This window comes from Streptomyces sp. NBC_01235 (assembly GCF_035989285.1).
In the GTDB taxonomy this organism is placed as follows: domain Bacteria; phylum Actinomycetota; class Actinomycetes; order Streptomycetales; family Streptomycetaceae; genus Streptomyces.
Window position 1 is genome coordinate 8189084 of sequence record NZ_CP108513.1, and the last position, 18555, is coordinate 8207638.

Consider the following 18555-nt stretch of genomic DNA (forward strand, 5'->3'; position numbering starts at 1 on the left):
ATTTCAGGGCGCCCTTTGCCGTCGTCTCCCTCGAAGGTCAGCTGCCGGTGTCCTCCTTGCGGACCGACAGCAGGTCCTCCAGCTGTTCCTCCCGGGCCTGGGCGGCGACGAAGAGGAGTTCGTCGCCGGCCTCCAGGGAGTCCTCGCGGGACGGGGTCAGCACCCGGGTGCCGCGGATGATGGTGACCAGGGAGGTGTCCTCCGGCCATTCCACGTCGCCGACCTGGGTGCCGGCCAGGGCCGACTCCTCGGGGAGGGTCAGTTCGACGAGGTTGGCGTCGCCGTGGCTGAAGCGGAGCAGGCGGACCAGGTCGCCGACGCTCACCGCCTCCTCGACCAGGGCGGACATCAGACGCGGGGTGGACACGGCGACGTCCACGCCCCAGGACTCGTTGAACAGCCACTCGTTCTTGGGGTTGTTGACGCGGGCCACGACGCGCGGGACGCCGTACTCCGTCTTGGCCAGGAGCGAGACGACCAGGTTGACCTTGTCGTCGCCGGTCGCGGCGATGACGACGTTGCAGCGCTGGAGCGCCGCCTCGTCCAACGACGTGATCTCGCAGGCGTCGGCCAGCAGCCACTCCGCCTGGGGGACGCGCTCGACCGAGATGGCGGTCGGCGCCTTGTCGACGAGCAGGACCTCGTGGCCGTTCTCCAGCAGCTCGCCCGCGATCGAGCGGCCGACGGCTCCGGCTCCGGCAATGGCGACCCTCATCAGTGACCGCCTTCCTTCGGGCCTTCGGCGAACGACGCCTCGACCTTTTCGACCTCGTCGGTGCGCAGCATCACATGCACCAGGTCACCCTCCTGCAACACCGTCTGCGAGGTGGGCAGGATCGCCTCGCCGAGACGGGTCAGGAACGCCACGCGGACGCCCGTCTCCTCCTGCAGCTTGCTGATCTTGTGGCCGACCCAGGACGGGGCGGCGTGCACCTCGGCGAGCTGGACGCCCCCGGTGGGGTCGCGCCACAGCGGCTCGGCCCCCGAGGGGAGCAGCCGGCGCAGCATCTGGTCGGCAGTCCAGCGGACGGTGGCGACGGTGGGGATGCCCAGACGCTGGTAGACCTCGGCGCGCCGGGGGTCGTAGATGCGGGCCGCGACGTTCTCGATGCCGAACATCTCGCGGGCCACGCGGGCGGCGATGATGTTGGAGTTGTCGCCGCTGGAGACGGCGGCGAACGCGCCGGCCTCCTCGATGCCCGCCTCGCGCAGGGTGTCCTGGTCGAAGCCGACCCCGGTGACACGACGGCCGCCGAAACCGGAGCCCAGTCGTCGGAAGGCGGTGGGGTCCTGGTCGATCACGGCGACCGTGTGCCCCTGTTGCTCCAGGGTCTGGGCGAGAGCGGAACCCACTCTGCCGCAGCCCATGATGACGATGTGCACGACCGTCCTTCCGAGGTCAAGAAAGTCAAGAAGTCGATGAGTTTTCTGGCCTGGTCATGGTGCTCGGCCTTGAACAGGGTCTCAGACCGTCGCCCAAGCTACACACGCGCGGTCCTCGCAGGGCACCCCCGTGCACGGTCCGCGCACGGTTTGCGCGATCAGCGACGGCTGATGCTCGAGAGACTGAGGAAGGTAAGGATTCCGAGGCCTACGAGGGTGCCGATGGCGCCGATGAGCTCCGCGGTCGTGTGCATGGACCCTCCGAGGGGCGGCAGCGGGCGGGGATTGTCATATAGGCATGACGACCGGCGCGGCGGTGGAATCCGCAGCGCGGGCCGGGCCGATTTCACCCGGGAGGCAGACGCGGCAGCCCATCACCCGGTCGAGCCGGGGGGAGGGTGGGCGGTCCCGTGTTCGAAGGCTTACGCTTCTCTGTTGTGTCCAAACTGACCGACGTGCCCAAACGAATTCTGATCGGGCGCGCACTGCGCAGTGATCGGCTGGGGGAAACGCTCCTGCCGAAGCGCATCGCCCTACCCGTCTTCGCTTCCGACCCGCTGTCCTCCGTGGCCTACGCGCCCGGGGAGGTGCTGCTGGTCCTGTCCATCGCGGGCGTGTCGGCCTACCACTTCAGCCCGTGGATCGCCCTCGCGGTCGTCGTGCTGATGTTCACGGTGGTCGCCTCCTACCGGCAGAACGTCCACGCCTACCCCAGCGGTGGTGGCGACTACGAGGTGGCCACCACCAACCTCGGTCCCAAGGCCGGCCTGACGGTCGCGAGCGCGCTGCTCGTCGACTACGTCCTGACCGTCGCCGTCTCCATCGCCTCCGGCATCGAGAACCTCGGCTCCGCGATCCCGTTCGTCGTCGAGCACAAGGTGGCCTGCGCGGTCGCCGTGATCGTGCTGCTGACACTGATGAACCTGCGCGGGGTCAAGGAGTCCGGCAAGCTCTTCGCGATCCCGACGTATGTGTTCGTCGCGGGCGTCTTCCTCATGATCGCGTGGGGCGCCTTCCGCGGGCTGGTCCTCGACGACCAGATGCGGGCGCCGACGGCCGAGTACACGATCAAGGCCGAACACCAGGGCCTGGCGGGCTTCGCGCTCGTCTTCCTGATGCTGCGCGCCTTCTCCTCCGGCTGTGCCGCGCTCACCGGGGTCGAGGCGATCTCCAACGGCGTTCCGGCCTTCCGCAAGCCCAAGTCGAAGAACGCGGCGACCACGCTGGCGGCGATGGGCCTGCTGGCCGTCACCATGTTCTGCGGGATCATCGTCCTGGCCCTGGTGACCAAGGTCCGGATGGCCGAGAACCCGGCCGTCGACCTGCTCAAGGACGGTGTCGGGGTCGGCTCCGGATACGTCCAGAACCCGGTGATCACCCAGGTCGCCGAGGCCGTCTTCGGCAAGGGCAGCTTCTTCTTCATCGTGCTCGCCGCGGCCACCGCCCTGGTGCTGTTCCTGGCGGCGAACACCGCCTACAACGGCTTTCCGGTGCTCGGCTCGATCCTCGCCCAGGACCGCTACCTGCCCCGCCAGCTGCACACCCGCGGCGACCGCCTCGCCTTCTCCAACGGCATCGTGCTGCTCGCCGGCGCGGCCATGCTGCTGGTGGTCATCTACGGTGCCGACTCCACCCGGCTGATCCAGCTGTACATCGTCGGCGTGTTCGTGTCCTTCACGCTCAGCCAGACCGGCATGGTCCGGCACTGGAACCGGCACCTGGCGGCCGAGACCGACCAGGCCAAGCGCCGCCACATGGTCCGCTCCCGCGCGATCAACACCTTCGGCGCCTTCTTCACCGGCCTGGTCCTGGTGGTCGTCCTGGTCACCAAGTTCACGCACGGCGCCTGGGTCGCCCTGCTCGGCATGGTGATCTTCTACGCGACGATGACCGCGATCCGCCGCCACTACGACGGCGTGGCCGCGGAACTCGTCGCCCCCGAGGGCCCCAGCGACGACAGCGTCCGGCCCTCGCGCGTCCACTCGGTGCTGCTGATCTCCAAGATCCACCGCCCGACCCTGCGCGCCCTCGCCTACGCCAAGCTGATGCGCTCCGACACCCTGGAGGCGCTCACCGTCAACGTCGACCCGGCCGAGACGAAGGCGCTGCGCGAGGAGTGGGAACGGCGCGGGATCGACGTACCGCTGAAGGTGCTGGACTCGCCCTACCGCGAGGTCACGCGGCCGGTCATCGAGTACGTCAAGAGCCTGCGCCGGGATTCGCCGCGCGACGCGGTGTCGGTGATCATCCCCGAGTACGTGGTCGGCCACTGGTACGAGCACCTGCTGCACAACCAGAGCGCGCTCCGGTTGAAGGGCCGGCTGCTGTTCACGCCGGGCGTCATGGTCACGTCCATTCCGTACCAGCTGCAGTCCTCCGAGGCGGCGAAGATCCGGGCCCGCAGGCGGCAGGAGTGGAACGCTCCGGGTTCGGTGCGGCGCGGTCCCCTGCAGGAGGGGCGGCCGAAGGAGCCGTCCGGTACCGGCGGCAAGACGGGCTCTTCGAAGCCGGACGCGAAGAGCTGACCCTCGCTCCGCGCACCGGGCACCCGGCTCGTGGTGAACGGCCGGACGACAGCCACGTAGACTGGTGGGCTGTTGTCCGGCCGTTCCTCGTTCGACGTTGTGGAGTCACCCCGCCATGCAGGCAGAACCGAAGAAGTCGCAGGCGGTATCCCTGGTGGGCGAGGAGTACGAGGTCGAGATCGGCCCCGTCGCCCACGGCGGCCACTGCATCGCCCGTACCGAATCCGGCCAGGTGCTGTTCGTCCGGCACACGCTGCCCGGCGAGCGGGTCGTGGCCCGGGTGACCGACGGCGAGGAGGGCGCCCGGTACCTGCGCGCGGACGCGGTGCGGGTGCTGGAGGCGTCCAAGGACCGGGTCGAGGCCCCCTGCCCGTACGCCGGCCCCGGCCGCTGCGGCGGCTGCGACTGGCAGCACGCCAAGCCGGGCGCCCAGCGCCGCCTCAAGGGCGAGGTGATCGCCGAGCAGCTGCTGCGGCTCGCGGGCCTCACCCCCGAGGAGGCCGGCTGGGACGGCACCGTGATGCCGGCCGAGGGCGACAAGCTGCCGGCGGGCCAGGTGCCGCAGTGGCGCACGCGCGTGCAGTACGCGGTGGACGCCGACGGCAACGCCGGTCTGCGACGCCACCGCTCGCACGAGGTCGAGCCCGTCGAGCACTGCATGATCGCGGCGCCGGGCGTGAGCGAGCTGGGCATCGAGGAGCGCGACTGGTCCGGCATGGCCTCGGTCGAGGCGATCGCGGCTACGGGCTCCCAGGACCGCATGGTGATTCTGGAGCCCCAGCCGGGCGCCAGGCTCCCCCTGGTCGAGCTCGACAAGCCGGTCTCCGTGATGCGCGTCGAGGAGAAGGACGGCGGCATCCACCGCGTCCACGGCCGCGCCTTCGTACGCGAGCGGGCCGACGGCCGTACGTACCGCGTGGGCAGCGGCGGCTTCTGGCAGGTCCACCCGCAGGCCGCCGACACCCTCGTCAAGGCCGTCATGCAGGGCCTGCTGCCGCGCAAGGGCGACATGGCGCTCGACCTGTACTGCGGCGTGGGCCTGTTCGCGGGCGCCCTCGCCGACCGCCTCGGGGAGAAGGGCGCGGTCCTCGGCATCGAGTCCGGCAAGCGCGCGGTCGAGGACGCCCGGCACAACCTGGCCGGCTTCGATCGGGTGCGCATCGAGCAGGGCAAGGTGGAGAGCGTCCTCCCGCGCACCGGGATCACCGAGGTCGACCTGATCGTCCTGGACCCGCCGCGGGCGGGGGCGGGGCGCAAGACGGTGGAGCACCTGACATCGCTGGGGGCGCGGAAGATCGCATACGTGGCGTGCGATCCGGCTGCGCTGGCGCGGGATCTGGCGTACTTCCGGGACGGCGGGTACCGGGTGCGGACGCTGCGGGCGTTCGATCTGTTTCCGATGACGCATCATGTGGAGTGCGTCGCCATCCTTGAGCCCGCCGAAAAGGCTCACTGACCTGCGGCTTTGTTCGGCGTGCGCTATGTGTGCCATGTGCGTTACGGGCAGGTTCTTGACGCTCAAATGACGCTCCGAGAGGCGCTTTGTCGCTCATTTGACGCACGTTCTGATGGGGTGTCACGCGGTTGTTCTCGCAGGTGACGGCGCGTTGGATGGGGTCTGTCGGGGCCCCTGCTTCGCCGTCTCTTGGTGAAAACCTGTCGATTATCGCCTGGTTGGGTCTCAGTAGGAGCGGGGTCCGTAAGGGCTCCAGTGGCCGAGGAAGGGCTTGAGGTCGCCGCCGTTGGGCCTCGGTGGGCCCGGCGGGCCAGGGACCGCTGAAGGCCAGGGAGTCCCCGGCCCGCTCGAAGACGGCGATCTACCGGCCGATCGCTCGTTGCGGTCGCGCGGGCGGAGGAGAACCTCGGCGTCGACATCGAGGAGCTGGCCCTTGGCCGGCCGCCGGGCCCCGGTGAAGGCGAAGGGCGCCCGACCGCGTACGCGCCGCCGCGGTGCCCCGCGCGAGGAGTTCGCGATGGAGCCCGTGTATGGGGACGCCGGCATCACCGCCTGCTACCCCGGCTGATCAAGGGCCGCGCCCTGGGCCGGTGTTCGTTACCCACCGCTGCCCCGGCCCCGGAAAAGTCGTCAGCCCGGGCTGGCCCGGCTGTCGTACGGGCGGGCCCGCGCCCTCCTGGACGCGCACACGGCCGTCGGCGGGGTGCCGGGCACGGGCTGGGACCTGCACGAATGGAGGCACTCCAGCCTCACCCACCTCGGCGAGGCCGGGGCCAGCCTGTCGATGCTCATGGCAAAGTCGCGGCACGCGATGCCGGAGAACGTCCGGCATCGCGTGCCGCACCCGTCGGCGGAGGCGATCGCCGAAGTCACCAGCCTGCTTGCGCCCGGTGACAGCAGGCGCCGAGTAGTTGACCGCGACCTGGAGGCGTGGCAGTGCGGGCTAGGGCGGTAAGAGCCTTCCTGCCGGTCGGCCTGGGCGGACAGCGTTGGGTGTGGGGTGCCAGAGGCTGTGGGTCTACCTTGTGCCCACTGTCCGCAGCGCGGCCAGGACCAGCGTGCGGGTGACGGTGATGACCTCGGCGAGACGCACCTGTTCCTGCGGCCCGTGTGCCCACCGCACTTCGCCGGGCCCGTACTGGAGCGTGGGGATGCCCTGCGCGCCGTACAGCCGCAGGTCGCTGCCGTACGGCGCGCCCTGCTCACGCGCCGGCCCGCTGCCTGTGACGTCGGCGTGGGCGTGACCGACCAGCGCCGCCAGAGGATGGCCGTCCGGCATCCGGCCACTGGCGAAATGACCGCCGGGCCAGGTCACCGTGGCCGGGTGGGCACGCAGCCAGGGATCGGCGGCGCAGGCTTGGGCGATGCAGTTCTCCAGTTCCGTGCGGGCGTCGGCCGGGTCCTCGTCCAGCCGGACGCCCAGTCGTCCCTCTGCCACGAGGAGGTCGGGGACGCTGCTGGCCCAGTCACCGGCGTGGACCGTGCCGACTGACAGCGGGTAGGGGATGGGGTAGGCGGCCATCAGTGGATGGGGATCGCAATTGCGGGCGGCTTCCAGACGGGCCAGTGCGCGGTGGAGGGGGAGGTAGGCGTCGAGGGCGCTGACCCCTGCGTAGCGGGTGCTGCCGTGGGTCGCCTGGCCGGGGACCTCGATGCGGAAGGTCAGGGCTCCTGCGTTCGCTGTCATCAGCGTGCCGCTGGTCGGTTCGGCGATGATGCAGGCGTCGGCGGTGTGGCCGCGTCGGAGCGTGCCGAACGCGCCGAGTCCGCCGTCCTCCTCGCTGACCACGAAGTGGGCCGCGAGACGGCCGCGCAGTCTCACCCCGGTGGTGCGGATGGCGGTCAGGGCCGCGAGCACGGCCGCCAGCCCGGCCTTCATGTCGCAGGCGCCGCGGCCGTGGACGAGGTCGCCCGTGACCCGGGGCACGAACGGGTCGCCCGCCCAGCGCGCCCGGTCGCCGGGAGGCACGACGTCGACGTGGCCCTGGAGGACGAGGGTCGGTCCGTCGCTGTCGTTGCGTGTGCTTCCCACCAGCCCCCACGCCTCGTCTCGCGGGGCCTCGGCGCCCGGGTAGGCGGGGTCCGCGCGCAGTTCGGGCAGGTTCATGGACCACAGGTCGACGTCGAGGTCCAGTCGCTGGAGGTGCCGGGCCAAGAGGTGCTGCAGCTCGGATTCGGCGGCGCTGCCCGTCACGCTCGGCACAGCGAGCAGTTCCAGCAGCGTCCGGGCGACGGCCGCTTCGTCCACCGCGGCCAGCGCGGCGGCTTCGGCGTCGCTCAGGGATGAGGTCATGGCAGCACTGCTCCTGGCAGATCGACGTCAGGTCGATCCGGACACTATGGCCGCCTTCCGGCGCAAACAATCTTCATTTCCTGCTACCCACCAGCGATTACTTGCAATATCTGGGGTGTTCTGGTGGATCATTGCGCACTCAGTCGGTTGCGAAATCCTCCGGAGGCGCCCGTGGACCCCATCGATGAGGCGATCGTCCGCTGCGTGCAGCAGAACGCGCGGGCCACATACGCCGAGATCGGCAAAGCCGCCAACCTGTCGGCGTCGACAGCCAAACGACGACTGGACCGGCTCGTCCTCACCGGCGCGATCCGCGGCTTCACGGCCGTTCTCGATCCGCAGGTGCTCGCATGGCGGACCGAAGCGTTCGTCGAGGTCTATTGCCGAGGCAACCCCACCCCCGCGGAGCTGCGCCGGGCCCTGGAGGACGTCCCGGAGGTCGTCGAGGCTTGTACCGTTTCCGGTGCCGCGGACGCTGTGATCCACCTTCTCGCCGAGAGCATCACGCATCTGGAACAGGCCATCCAGCGGGTCCGCGCGACCGAGCCCGTCGAGCGTACGGAGAGCGCCATCGTCTTGTCCCGGCTGATCAAACGGCCGCATCTGTGACAGCCGTCCCAGAACCACCGCCGGATTCTGGGCGGAGGCCGACGGACCGCAGAGCATATTGATGTGGTGCCGCACGAACGGAGAGAGGCGGGCGACGTCCTCGTCGCGGACGTCGAACCCGTCCGACCGCAACTGGTTGACCGCGGGGTCCACGTACCTCGTGCAGAAGAGGACGTGCTCGGGTTGCGCCGTTTGCCGCGCGGGGCCGAGCCGGTCGCGTCGGAGCCGCGGCGGCCGCTCGGTGGCCCGAGCAGCCGGGAGAGAGGGCCAGGGGGTGGGGGAGTTTCCCTGCTCAAGCCTGCCGATGGGGCTGTGCGGTTCCTATGCTGCGCTTGTGTCCCGCTCCGCCACCGTGTGAGCGTTCACTGGCCCACTCCGTCCCGTGTCCGCCGCTGGCCGTCGGGGGAGACGCAGGGCCGTTGCAGGCGCCAGACGTCGGCTGGAGGCAGGTTGGCCCACACGGTCCGGCGGCCGGTGGCGTAACTGCGCTGGTAGGCGGACATGATCTCGTTCACCGCGGCCCCTCGGCGCGCTTCCCTCCGTGATGCGGTCAGGGCACGGAGCCTGCATATGGCGACGTGGGTGAAGCAGGTCAGGGTGCCGCCCGGATGCAGCAGTTCCATGCAGCGGGCCAAGATGCGCTCGACCTCTACCGGGGTGAACTTGCTCAGCGGCAGCCCGGAGACGATCACGTCGAAGCGGTCGTCGGTATCGAGGTCCTCGACGCACGTCTGGTGCACGGTCACCGGCCGGGGCCCGCCTGCCGGGGCGGGATGCGTGGCGGCGAGGTGGCGCAACTGCGTGGCGAACCGCGGATCGGCTTCGACGACGTCCAGGCGGCTGCCCCGGGGCAGTTGGGATATCAGGGAGCGAGTGACCCCTCCGGTGCCGGCGCCGGCTTCCAGCACTGCCAGCGGACGGGGCGCCTGGACCCGCACGGGTTCGGTCAGGGCCCGGGCCAGCGCGTTTCCGCTGGGGGCGGCAGCACCGGCAGGCCGCAGATCGCGGGCCGCTTCGATCAGGAACATCCAGCCTTCTGCGCGGCGCTGCGCCAGGACTCGGTCGTGGGAGGTGGTCCAGCCGTTCATGGGTTCGACGGTAGAAGCTGGTGTTTCGCATCGGATCCGTCGTTCTGCGAGGTTGACCCCCTACGAAAGTAGGGGCCGCTGACGGGACAGACGTCGGGCAGAGCCGTCCGCCCGCCAAGGCTCCGCCCACGGAGCAGCAGGGCGGCGGGACGCGGCGGCGGATGCCGACAGGGGCGACATCGCGTCGGGGTTGTCGGACTCCCCTTCCGGGTTCCCGGTGTCGCCCAGTCAGGCTGTGATGCCCGCGTCGCGGGCCAGGAGGGCGGCCTGGACGCGGTTGGTGACTTCCAGTGCGGTCAGGACACGGCTGACGTGGGCCTTGACGGTGCTCTCGCGCATGGCGAGGCGGGTGGCGATGTCGGCATTGGTGTCGCCTTGGGCGAGCAGGGTGAGCACGTCGCGTTCGCGGGGGGTTGCGCACTGGCCCGCACCGGCCAGGTCGACCTTCTCCTCGTCATCGCAGCCGCAGCCGGTGCCGTGGTGGCGGGTGACTTCCTCGCCCACCGCACCGGCAGGTATCTCGGTGACCGGCTGCGCGCCGGCCGCATGGGCCGTCGCGTTCCGGATGCCGCGTGGGGCAGGGCCGAGACGCTGATGACGCGCCACGGCGGCCGAGCGGTCTTCGTGGCCCGCTTCCTGCCGGTGGTGCGCACCCTCGCCCCGCACTCCGCGGGCGCCACCCGCCTGCCCTACCGGCGCATCGCCCCGTACAGCGTCGTCGCCGCCTGCCTGTGGGCCGCAGTGGAAGCGGGTGTCGGATACGCCGCCGCGACCTCCCTCCAGCGCGTCCTCACGCTGGGCGGCCCCGCCTTTGCCGTCGTCGCTCTGACGGCGATCGGGGGCGCGCTGCTGTGGAGACGCAGGCGCCGCCACGTTCCTGAAGCACAGGGACCGGCGCCTGAGCCCGCTGCGGAGTCTTCCGGTCATGTTCAGGCAGGTCTGACGAGGCCGGTGTCGTAGGCGAAGATCACGGCCTGGACCCGGTCCCGGACTCCGATCTTGGTGAGGATGCTGCTGACGTGGGACTTGACGGTGGACTCGGCGAGGGAAACGCTAGGAGCGAGGAAGGTGAGCGGACCCGACTCTTCCGGGTCCGGTTCGGTCGGGCGTACGCCCCGGGTGTTGACCCAAGAGCCGTCAGGCCGAGTGCTTCCTCGCAGCGGTCCGCTGACGGGAAGCCTCGTACAGCACAGCGGTTGCGGCATTCGCGGCGTTCAGCGAACTCGCCGAGCCGGTCATCGGAACGCTGACCGTGTGGTCACACAGGTCCCGCCAGGTGCTGCTCAGCCCGGACGTCTCGTTGCCGATCAGCAGCAGCACCGGCTGGGTGAAGTCGAAGTCGAAGACGTCGCAGTCCCCCTTCTCATCGGTGCCCACCAGGACGATCGGCTGCCCCATGGCCCGCCGCGCGTCGATCCAGGCCATCACGTCGCCGGGCGAGGGAACGCGTACGGCCGGTACGGCGAACAGGGAACCCGTGCTCGCCCGCACGGACTTGGGGTCGTACACGTCGGCGGCGTGTCCCGACACGATGAGCCCGTGCGCCCCGAAGGCGTCCGCAGACCGGATGATGCTGCCGATGTTCCCAGGACTGGTCGGCCGGTCGAACAGGACGCCCAGGAAGTCGTCGCCGGGCGTTAACCGACCGAGGTCGTCGGCCGGCATCTCAATGATGGCGACGAGTTCCGGTGCGCTCTCGCTCTTCTCCCCGAGGTCCGCCAGCATGTCCGGCGCCATGGCGACCCGCTCGGCGTCGACGGACCGTAACAGGTCCTCCGCCCACTGCGACAAGGTCCGCTTGCCGTCGTACAGCAGCGCCTTGACGGTCCAGCCGTACCGGACTGCCATCGATATCGGACGAACACCCTGCACCAGGAACTCGCGCGCTCGCGTTCGCTTGTTCCGGTTGGTCAGCAGCGACTCCCACTGCTGAAAGCGGGCGTTGCGTGAGGTGATTCGCTGGAGCGGTGGCAAGTGTTCTCCAAGGCAAGCCAGTACTGATGATGTGATGCCAGCCTACTAACGGCTGACACAGTGAGCTGAGTTGTCGGTGGGCGATGAGATAGGACGCCAGTTCGATGAACGCTTCGTGGACGTCGGATCGGCGTTCCCAGCGGATACGCAGGCGGCGCAAGCCGGGGAGCCAGGCGAAGGTCCGCTCAACGACCCACCTGTAAGTGCCCAGCGGTGATGTTCTGTTTCTGGGACATGGCGAAGCCCTGCTCCATGAGAAGGGTGCCGCCATCGGGACGGCACAGGAGAGGCCCCGCGCTCGGGTGCCTTGGCCGCCCGGTTGCACGGAAGACCGAGGCACCCGCGACCGGTGCGGTGCCGCCTGCCGGTCAGTCGGTCAGGCGCCGCTTGCTGAGCCAGCTGACCATCTCCGGGTCCTGGTGGTCGAAGAACAGGGAGGCGCCGGTGTCCAGGGTGGCGATGGACGCCATCTGTTCGTCCGTCAGCTCGAAGTCGAAGACGTCGATGTTCTCCGCCATGCGCTCCGGACGGACCGACTTGGGAATGGTGATGACGCCGCGCTGGGTCAGCCAGCGCAGCACGACCTGCGCGACCGACTTGCCGTGCTCCTTGCCGATCCCGGCCAGTACGGGGTTCGTGAACAGGTCGTTCTTGCCTTCGGCGAAGCCGCCCCAGGACTGGATCTGCACGCCGTGCCGGCGCATGAGGTCCTGGTAGTCGGCGCGCTGGAAGAACGGATGGGTCTCGATCTGGTTGACCGCGGGCACGATCTCGTTGTTGGCGATCAGATCGATCAGCCGGTCGGGGTAGAAATTGGCGACACCGATCGCCTTGGCGAGGCCCTCGCGGTTGAGGGCTTCCATGGCGCGCCACTGGCCGTAGACGTCGCCGAAGGGCTGGTGCATCAGGTACAGGTCGAGGTGGTCCAGGCCCAACTTGTTCAGTGACGTCTCGAAGGCGCGCTTCGTGTTCTCCTCGGCCGGGGCGTCCTGCACCCACAACTTGGTGGTGACGAACAGGTCCTCGCGAGCGACGCCGCTGGACTTGATGGCGCCGCCGACGGCTTCCTCGTTGTTGTAGGCGGCGGCGGTGTCCAGCAGACGGTAGCCGGCGGCCAGCGCGTCGGAGACGGCGCGTTCGGTGTCCTCGGCGGGGATCTGGTAGACGCCGAAGCCGAGGATCAGCATCTCGACACCGTTGTTGAGGATGACGGTCTGCATGGGGATTCCTCCTTGTCGTACTGGTGAGGGTCAGAGAGTGATGAGGGCCTTGAGGACGCGGCGGTCGGCCATGGCCCGGTAGGCGTCCGGGGTCTGGTCGGCGGTGCTCCTGCTTGACGGGGCGGAAGTGGTGACGTCATCCACCGTGCCGCCCCACGCACCACATAGGCAGGCCGGGTTCTGCCAGGGGGTGACCAGCGGGGGTATGACAGGGCCCCCACGCGGATACCGCCCTGGCGGCAGCGTTGCGACACTGGCTCCATGGCACCCGAGCAGCACACCGGCGGCGACGAACTGGCGCGCTTCCTGCGCGCCCGCCGTACCCAGACCAGCCCCGAGAGCGCCGGCCTCACCCCCGGGCCGGGCGTACGCCGCACTCCCGGCCTGCGCCGCGAGGAACTGGCCACGCTTGCCGGGGTCAGCATCGACTACTACACCCGCCTGGAGCGCGGCAAGGAAACCCGGCCCAGTCCCGGCGTCGTCGACGCCTTGGCCCGCGCCCTGAACCTCGACGACGACGAACACCACCACCTGCGCGAGCTGGCTGCCCGGGCCGCCCACTACGCTCCCGAACCGCCGCCGCCCAGCCGGACGGTCCGCCCGCACCTGAAGCTGCTGCTGGAGACGATGCGGCCGAACCCCGCCTACATCGTCAGCCGCAGCATGGACCTGCTCGCCTGGAACCCCGGGGGCCTGGCCCTGTACGCCGGCATCGCCGACTGGCCCGTCAAGCAGCGCAACCTCGCCCGCTACCTCTTTCTCCACTGCACTGCCCGCGAGTTGTTCCCCGACTGGGACACCCAGGTCCGCGGCTGCGTCGCCCGTCTGCGTGCCGAAGCCGGCACCAACCCGGACGCACCCGACCTCACCAGCCTCGTGGGAGAGCTTCTGCTCAAGAGTCCCGACTTCGCCAAGCTGTGGGAGCGCTACGAGGTCATCGGACGCAAGAAGATCCAGAAGACCTTCCACCACCCCCAGGTCGGCATCCTCACCCTGACCGGCCAGAGCATGCACCTCGAAGGCACCCCCGGCCAGCGTCTCGGCGTCTACAGTGCCGAACCCGGAAGCCCCGACCACGACGCCATGCTCCTGCTCGACATGACCGCGCCGGAGATCTCCGCGCACCAGGTCCAGGAGGGGTCAGACCGCCCGCTGGGTACGTAGGGGGCTGCCGAGGGGGGCCGGCAGAATCTCCCAGGGCCAGGGCCAGGGCCAGGGCCAGGGCCAGGGCCAGGGCCAGGGCCAGGGCCAGGGCCAGGGCCAGGGTCGGGGTCGGGGTCGGGGTTCGTGCGGTGGAACGGGCCGTTCACCAGCGAAGAACTCGTCGGCAAGGCCCTGGCACCGGTGGGCGAGGACGTCGTCATCGCCACCAAGTTCGGCTTCTCCTTCGACGGCAGCAGCGCCACCGGCCTGGACAGCCGCCCCGAACACGTCCGCCTCACCGGAACCGGCCGCCCACGCTGAGCCGACCGCACCGGCGCCTGCTGCGGCTCACTTGTGCAGCTGGAAGACCCATTCACGGATGCCTTCCCGTGTCGAGGGCCTCGGGGTGACCGGTGCGGGGGAGGGGCTCGCGGATCCGTCATACGTGAGGCGTGTTTCGCCGGGCAGCGTGCGTGAGCCGTTCGGCGAGGCCTTCGACGAGGCTTTCGACGAGGCCGCGGAGCGTCATCCGGGCGTTCGACGACGAAGGTCGCCCGCCTTGTCGACTGCCACGAGCGTGTCACCGGAGTACCTGCCGGCTGGTCCAACGAGGATTTCGCCGAGCTCAGGTCCACGTCGGCCACCCTCGCGATGGGCAGCACCGTACGGTCCCTCTGTTCGCGCCCGGTTTCGCACACCCGGCCGACAACCGCAGCGTCATCTTTGAATTCCTTGTCGACGACGTGGACAGCGCGCACAAGAACCTGACCGACTTCGTGGGGGATTTCGTCAACGAGCCCACCACGATGCCCTGGGGCAACCGCTCACTCCTGTTCCGCGACCCCGACGGCGACCTCGTCAACTTCTTCACCCCCGTCACCCCGGCCGCCATCGAAAATTCGCTCGCGGAGGACGAAACGACCGTCCGCGGGAAGGGCGAGACGTTCGGCTCTGTCCCGTCATCGGTGCCGGCGCCGAGTGGTGATCGTTGGAGGAGGACGCGGTGGCGGAGCTGCTGCGGGGTGCCGCGGTTGCCACCCCGGGCCACGGTGGGGTGGCGTGGCTGGTGTGTATCGATGGGCCCTTTCACGCACGACGGACGGCACCTGTCCGCCGCACGGGGCCAGGGGCCCGGGTTGGGGCGGCCGGCAGGTCTGACGGGCTCCATGGAAAGCGCGTCGAACATTCTTCGGCAGGGCCGTTCGGCCCTTGTTGCCGGTGGGACGTACTGACTTCACTGATCCCGCGGTCCCGCCCGTGCCGTGGCGCTTGGATCCCGCCTGTGGGCACGGTCTAGCGGTCCCGCTCATGGGCGAGACGGGCGGGGCCGTGCAGTGCGAGGACGAACGGCAGAGCGAGAGCACCGGAGGACGGGGAGGTGAGCGGAGAGATGATCGTGGCGGTCGGGCACACCGACCTCACTCCGCGGACGCTGAAGCTGGTGGAGGCCGAGCTGCGGGCGGTGCTTGAGCGCCTGGCCGAGCGGGCACCGGGGGTGGTGCGCGCGGGGGCCGGGGTGCCGGTGGCGTTCGGGCGGGCGGTGCGGGCGGCGGGGCGGGAACTCGTCGTGGTGATTCCCACGCAGGGGATGGTGCCCGCGTTGCTGCCGCAGCGTGACCGGGTGGCGACCGGTGAGCTGCTGGTTCTCGCCCGACAGGTGCGTCTGCTGGCGTACGACCCGGCGGACCGGGACGCGTGTGTCGGCGAGGACGAGCGGATGGTCGCGGGATGTCGGCAGGTGGTGGCCGTGTGGGACGGCTCGCCGTCCAACGGCCGTGACGTCACCGCGCATCTGGTGGCGTACGCCCGCGCCCACGGCGTTCCGGTCGAGGTCGTGTGGCCGGAGGGGGCCGCCCGCGAGGACCTGCCCGGCATACCGGAGCCGGTCAACGGCCGTGCTCCGCACGGCGGCGGCGACGTATCCACGACGCCGGTCCCGCGGCCCACCCCGAACACGAGCAAGGCGGAACAACCCCGATGACCAGCACCACCACGAACGAAGCCCCACTCACCACCAAGACTCGGCAGGACGGAGTTGGGCGGGAGATCACGTCGGTGGGCGCGACCGGGGCCGGGCGCGCTTTCGCCTGGCTGCTGATCGTGTCCGGCGCTCTTGGCGTCCTCGCCTCCTTCGTCATCACCATCGACAAGTTCCGCCTCCTTGAGGACCCGGACTTCTCGCCCTCGTGCAACCTCAGCCCGATCCTGTCGTGTGCGAACGTCATGAAGAGCGACCAGGCGTCCGTGTTCGGCTTCCCCAACCCGCTGCTCGGTCTGCTCGCGTACCCGGTGGTCGTCGCGATCGGCATGGCTTTGCTGTCCGGGGCCCGCTTCCGCCGCTGGTTCTGGCTCGGGCTGAACGTCGGCACGCTGTTCGGCGCGGGCTTCTGCATGTGGCTGATGACGCAGGCGCTGTACGAGATCGGCGCGCTGTGCCTGTGGTGCTGCCTGGCATGGGCGGCCACCATCGCGATGTTCTGGTACGTCACCGTGCACAACCTGCGGCACGGGATCATCCGCGCGCCCCGCGCCCTGGTGGCCGGGGTGCTGGAGTTCCACTGGGCGGTGCCGGTCACCTGGTACTTGAGCATCGTGATGCTGATCGCCACCCGTTTCTGGGACTACTGGCAGACCTTGCTCTGAGCCCGAGGTCGCCCGCACGGCCCGCGCTGGTCGGGCCGTGGGGGCGCGGAGGTTCGTGCGATCGCGGCGGGAGCACGCCACCCGGTCGTCACCCGTTCGCCGGCCGGGTGACGACGCTGACGCGGGAACGTGTGGGCGGCGGCATACATGCCGGGCCGGTTTGCCCGCCGACTTGCGGCCCGTGCGGCCGCACCGCCCGGGCTCGTGCGGCCGCACCGCCCGGTCCGTGCGGCCGCACCGCCCGGTCCGTGCAGCTGCGCCGCCTGGCCCGTGCAGCTGCGCCGCCTGGCCGGTGACGGATGCGCCGCCTGGCCGGTGTCGGATGCGCCGCCCGGTCCGTGCGGCTGCGCCGCCTGGCCCGTGCAGCTGCGCCGCCTGGCCGGTGACGGATGCGCCGCCTGGCCGGTGTCGGATGCGCCGCCCGGTCCGTGCGGCTGCGCCGCCTGGCCCGTGCAGCTGCGCCGCCTGGCCGGTGACGGATGCGCCGCCTGGCCGGTGTCGGATGCGCCGCCCGGTCCGTGCGGCTGCGCCGCCTGGCCCGTGCAGCTGCGCCGCCTGGCCGGTGACGGATGCGCCGCCTGGCCGGTGTCGGATGCGCCGCCCGGTCCGTGCGGCTGCGCCGCCTGGCCCGTGCAGCTGCGCCGCCTGGCCGGTGACGGATGCGCCGCCTGGCCGGTGTCGGATGCGCCGCCCGGTCCGTGCGGCTGCGCCGCCTGGCCCGTGCAGCTGCGCCGCCTGGCCGGTGACGGATGCGCCGCCCGGTCCGTGCCGCCGCGCCGCCTGGCCCGTGCCGCCGCACCGCCCGGCCGGTGACGGACGCACCGCCCGGCCGGCGTCGGACGCACCGCCCGGCCGGCGTCGGACGCGCCGCCCGGCCGGCGTCGGACGCGCCGCCCGGCCGGCGTCGGACGCGCCGCCCGGCCGGCGTCGGACGCGCCGCCCGGCCGGCGTCGGACGCACCGCCCGGCCGGTGTCGGATGCGCCGCGCTCAGCGCTTCGCGGCCGCGCGCCGCGCCAGGACGGCGGTCCTGCGCTCGTCGAACCGGGTCGCCTGCGTGTCCAGTGAGCCGAGGAACTCGCCCAGCTCCTGCTGGGCCTTGAGCCCCTCGGGCCCGAGGCCGGTCAGGTGCAGGACCTTGAGGTGGCGCAGCACCGGCTGGAGGACGTCGTCGTGGTGGACGCGCAGGTTGTAGACGCCGCCGAGAGCGATCTCGACGGCGGCGCGCTCGAAGCCCGGCAGGCCGTGGCCGGGCATCCTGAAGCCGCTCACCACGTCGGCGACGGCGCGCAACGCCTGGTCGGGGGCGATCTCCAGGGCGGCCTTGAGCAGGTTGCGGTAGAAGACCATGTGAAGGTTCTCGTCGGTGGCGATGCGCGCCAGCAGGCGGTCGCAGACCGGATCGCCCGAGCTGCGCCCGGTGTTGCGGTGCGAGATGCGGGTGGCCAGTTCCTGGAAGGCGACGTACGCCACGGTGTGGAGCGGCGAGTGCCGGTTGTCGGAGACGAATCCGGCGGACATGTGGGTCATGCGGGCCCGCTCCAGTGCCGCGGGGTCCACCGCACGGGATGCCAGCAGGTAGTCCCGCATGACCATGGAGTGCCGGGCCTCCTCCGCGGTCCAGCGGTGCACCCAGGTGCCCCACGCGCCGTCGCGCCCGAACAGGGTGGCGATCTCGTGGTGGTAGCTCGGCAGGTTGTCCTCGGTGAGCAGGTTCACCACCATCGCGACCTTGCCCACCCCGGTCAGCGGAGACTGCTCCGGCGCCCAGGGCTCACCGCCCAGGACCCCGTCGAAGTCCCGTCCTCGGCTCCACGGGACGTACTCGTGGGGCATCCACTCCTTGAACACGCTCAGGTGGCGGTTGAGCTCGCGCTCGACCACCTCCTCCAGCGCGTGGAGGAGCTGGGTGTCCGTCCACGTGGTGCGTCGGGTGGAACGGGACGGGGGGATGGTGGCCACGGGAAACCGGCCCTTCGCTGCGGAGACTGAACCTACGGTTCCGTAAGTTATGAGGCCGCGCGATGGCTCCGCAGGGGCCGTTCGGCCCTACTGGCGCGTAGGTGCGTGGGGAGGTCGGCGCGTGCCGGGTGCTCCGGCCCCACTCCCGTCCGGGGGATCAGGAGTCCGCAGAGGGGAGATGCACCCGGCCGCTGCGCCAGGAAACCACCAGGCAGGGCGGGCGCGACAGGGCCGAACGGCTCTGCCGGCCGGGGCCGGACG

At 70.7% G+C, this 18555-nt stretch carries 16 protein-coding genes and 6 pseudogenes; 11 read left to right on the forward strand and 11 right to left on the reverse strand.

From position 1 onward, the window contains the following. Positions 1–37: 37 nt before the first annotated feature. Together OG289_RS36900 and OG289_RS36905 are read right to left on the reverse strand one after the other, a co-directional pair. Complete coding sequence (locus OG289_RS36900; protein ID WP_327318365.1) at positions 38–715, reverse strand: potassium channel family protein; 678 nt, start codon at positions 713–715, stop codon at positions 38–40. Next, the gene (locus OG289_RS36905) at positions 715–1383 is read right to left on the reverse strand and encodes a potassium channel family protein (protein WP_319670383.1); all 669 of its coding nucleotides are present in this window, start codon (positions 1381–1383) and stop codon (positions 715–717) included. Before OG289_RS36905 ends, OG289_RS36900 begins: the two co-directional genes overlap by 1 nt. A 437-nt stretch (positions 1384–1820) precedes the next feature. On the opposite strand from OG289_RS36905, the gene OG289_RS36910 reads away from it, so the two are divergent. The 3 genes and pseudogenes from OG289_RS36910 to OG289_RS36920 form a co-directional block, all read left to right on the forward strand. After that, positions 1821–3908, forward strand: a complete 2088-nt coding sequence (locus tag OG289_RS36910) for an APC family permease (RefSeq protein ID WP_327318366.1) — start codon at positions 1821–1823, stop codon at positions 3906–3908. 115 nt (positions 3909–4023) lie between these two features. After that, on the forward strand, positions 4024–5364 hold the full coding sequence (locus OG289_RS36915; RefSeq protein WP_327318367.1) for a class I SAM-dependent RNA methyltransferase: 1341 nt from the start codon (positions 4024–4026) through the stop codon (positions 5362–5364). 332 nt (positions 5365–5696) lie between these two features. Continuing rightward, positions 5697–6319 (forward strand): annotated as a pseudogene (locus tag OG289_RS36920) (site-specific integrase); the annotation flags it as partial. 63 nt (positions 6320–6382) lie between these two features. Here OG289_RS36920 and OG289_RS36925 read toward each other — a convergent pair. Continuing rightward, on the reverse strand, positions 6383–7657 hold the full coding sequence (locus tag OG289_RS36925; RefSeq protein WP_327318368.1) for an ArgE/DapE family deacylase: 1275 nt from the start codon (positions 7655–7657) through the stop codon (positions 6383–6385). A gap of 171 nt (positions 7658–7828) precedes the next feature. Between OG289_RS36925 and OG289_RS36930 the strand changes: the two genes are divergently transcribed. After that, the gene (locus OG289_RS36930; protein WP_327318369.1) at positions 7829–8266 is read left to right on the forward strand and encodes an Lrp/AsnC family transcriptional regulator; all 438 of its coding nucleotides are present in this window, start codon (positions 7829–7831) and stop codon (positions 8264–8266) included. 51 nt (positions 8267–8317) lie between these two features. Here OG289_RS36930 and OG289_RS49815 read toward each other — a convergent pair. From OG289_RS49815 to OG289_RS36940, 3 genes and pseudogenes are all read right to left on the reverse strand, one after another. Then, positions 8318–8440: pseudogene (locus OG289_RS49815) on the reverse strand (Tn3 family transposase); the annotation flags it as partial. Positions 8441–8628: 188 nt separating this feature from the next. Next, the gene (locus OG289_RS36935) at positions 8629–9354 is read right to left on the reverse strand and encodes a class I SAM-dependent methyltransferase (RefSeq protein ID WP_327318370.1); all 726 of its coding nucleotides are present in this window, start codon (positions 9352–9354) and stop codon (positions 8629–8631) included. A 228-nt stretch (positions 9355–9582) separates the two neighbouring features. Continuing rightward, a pseudogene (locus tag OG289_RS36940) lies at positions 9583–9768 on the reverse strand (response regulator transcription factor); the annotation flags it as partial. A 66-nt stretch (positions 9769–9834) separates the two neighbouring features. Between OG289_RS36940 and OG289_RS36945 the strand changes: the two are divergent. Beyond that, complete coding sequence (locus OG289_RS36945; protein ID WP_327318371.1) at positions 9835–10314, forward strand: DedA family protein; 480 nt, start codon at positions 9835–9837, stop codon at positions 10312–10314. Here OG289_RS36945 and OG289_RS36950 read toward each other — a convergent pair. The 4 genes and pseudogenes from OG289_RS36950 to OG289_RS36965 all read right to left on the reverse strand — a co-directional run. Then, positions 10284–10406 (reverse strand): annotated as a pseudogene (locus OG289_RS36950) (response regulator transcription factor); the annotation flags it as partial. The gene OG289_RS36945 and the pseudogene OG289_RS36950 sit on opposite strands and share 31 nt — an antisense overlap. Positions 10407–10491: 85 nt before the next feature. After that, complete coding sequence (locus tag OG289_RS36955; RefSeq protein WP_327318372.1) at positions 10492–11328, reverse strand: RNA methyltransferase; 837 nt, start codon at positions 11326–11328, stop codon at positions 10492–10494. 58 nt (positions 11329–11386) lie between these two features. Beyond that, a pseudogene (locus OG289_RS36960) lies at positions 11387–11539 on the reverse strand (transposase); the annotation flags it as partial. 157 nt (positions 11540–11696) lie between these two features. After that, entirely contained in the window at positions 11697–12548 is an 852-nt protein-coding gene (locus OG289_RS36965; protein ID WP_327318373.1) for an aldo/keto reductase, read from the reverse strand. A 261-nt stretch (positions 12549–12809) separates the two neighbouring features. On the opposite strand from OG289_RS36965, the gene OG289_RS36970 reads away from it, so the two are divergent. The 6 genes and pseudogenes from OG289_RS36970 (at position 12810) to OG289_RS36995 (ending at position 17147) form a co-directional block, all read left to right on the forward strand. Beyond that, complete coding sequence (locus tag OG289_RS36970; protein WP_327318374.1) at positions 12810–13712, forward strand: helix-turn-helix transcriptional regulator; 903 nt, start codon at positions 12810–12812, stop codon at positions 13710–13712. A gap of 123 nt (positions 13713–13835) precedes the next feature. After that, positions 13836–14012: a hypothetical protein gene (locus OG289_RS36975; RefSeq protein ID WP_327318375.1), complete on the forward strand. Its 177-nt coding sequence runs from the start codon at positions 13836–13838 to the stop codon at positions 14010–14012. Between the two features lie 219 nt (positions 14013–14231). After that, positions 14232–14587, forward strand: a pseudogene (locus OG289_RS36980) (VOC family protein); the annotation flags it as partial. A gap of 494 nt (positions 14588–15081) precedes the next feature. Further along, entirely contained in the window at positions 15082–15672 is a 591-nt protein-coding gene (locus OG289_RS36985; RefSeq protein WP_442819114.1) for a hypothetical protein, read from the forward strand. Continuing rightward, a complete protein-coding gene (locus tag OG289_RS36990) occupies positions 15669–16334 on the forward strand; it encodes a vitamin K epoxide reductase family protein (RefSeq protein ID WP_327318376.1) in 666 nt (221 codons plus the stop codon). Before OG289_RS36985 ends, OG289_RS36990 begins: the two co-directional genes overlap by 4 nt. A 270-nt stretch (positions 16335–16604) precedes the next feature. Then, a complete protein-coding gene (locus OG289_RS36995) occupies positions 16605–17147 on the forward strand; it encodes a hypothetical protein (protein WP_327318377.1) in 543 nt (180 codons plus the stop codon). A 175-nt stretch (positions 17148–17322) separates the two neighbouring features. Here the strand turns inward: OG289_RS36995 and OG289_RS37000 are convergent, their stop codons facing one another. Further along, positions 17323–18285 (reverse strand): acyl-ACP desaturase, encoded by a 963-nt coding sequence (locus OG289_RS37000; RefSeq protein WP_327320913.1) that lies wholly within the window; start codon positions 18283–18285, stop codon positions 17323–17325. Between the last annotated feature and the right edge of the window lie 270 nt (positions 18286–18555).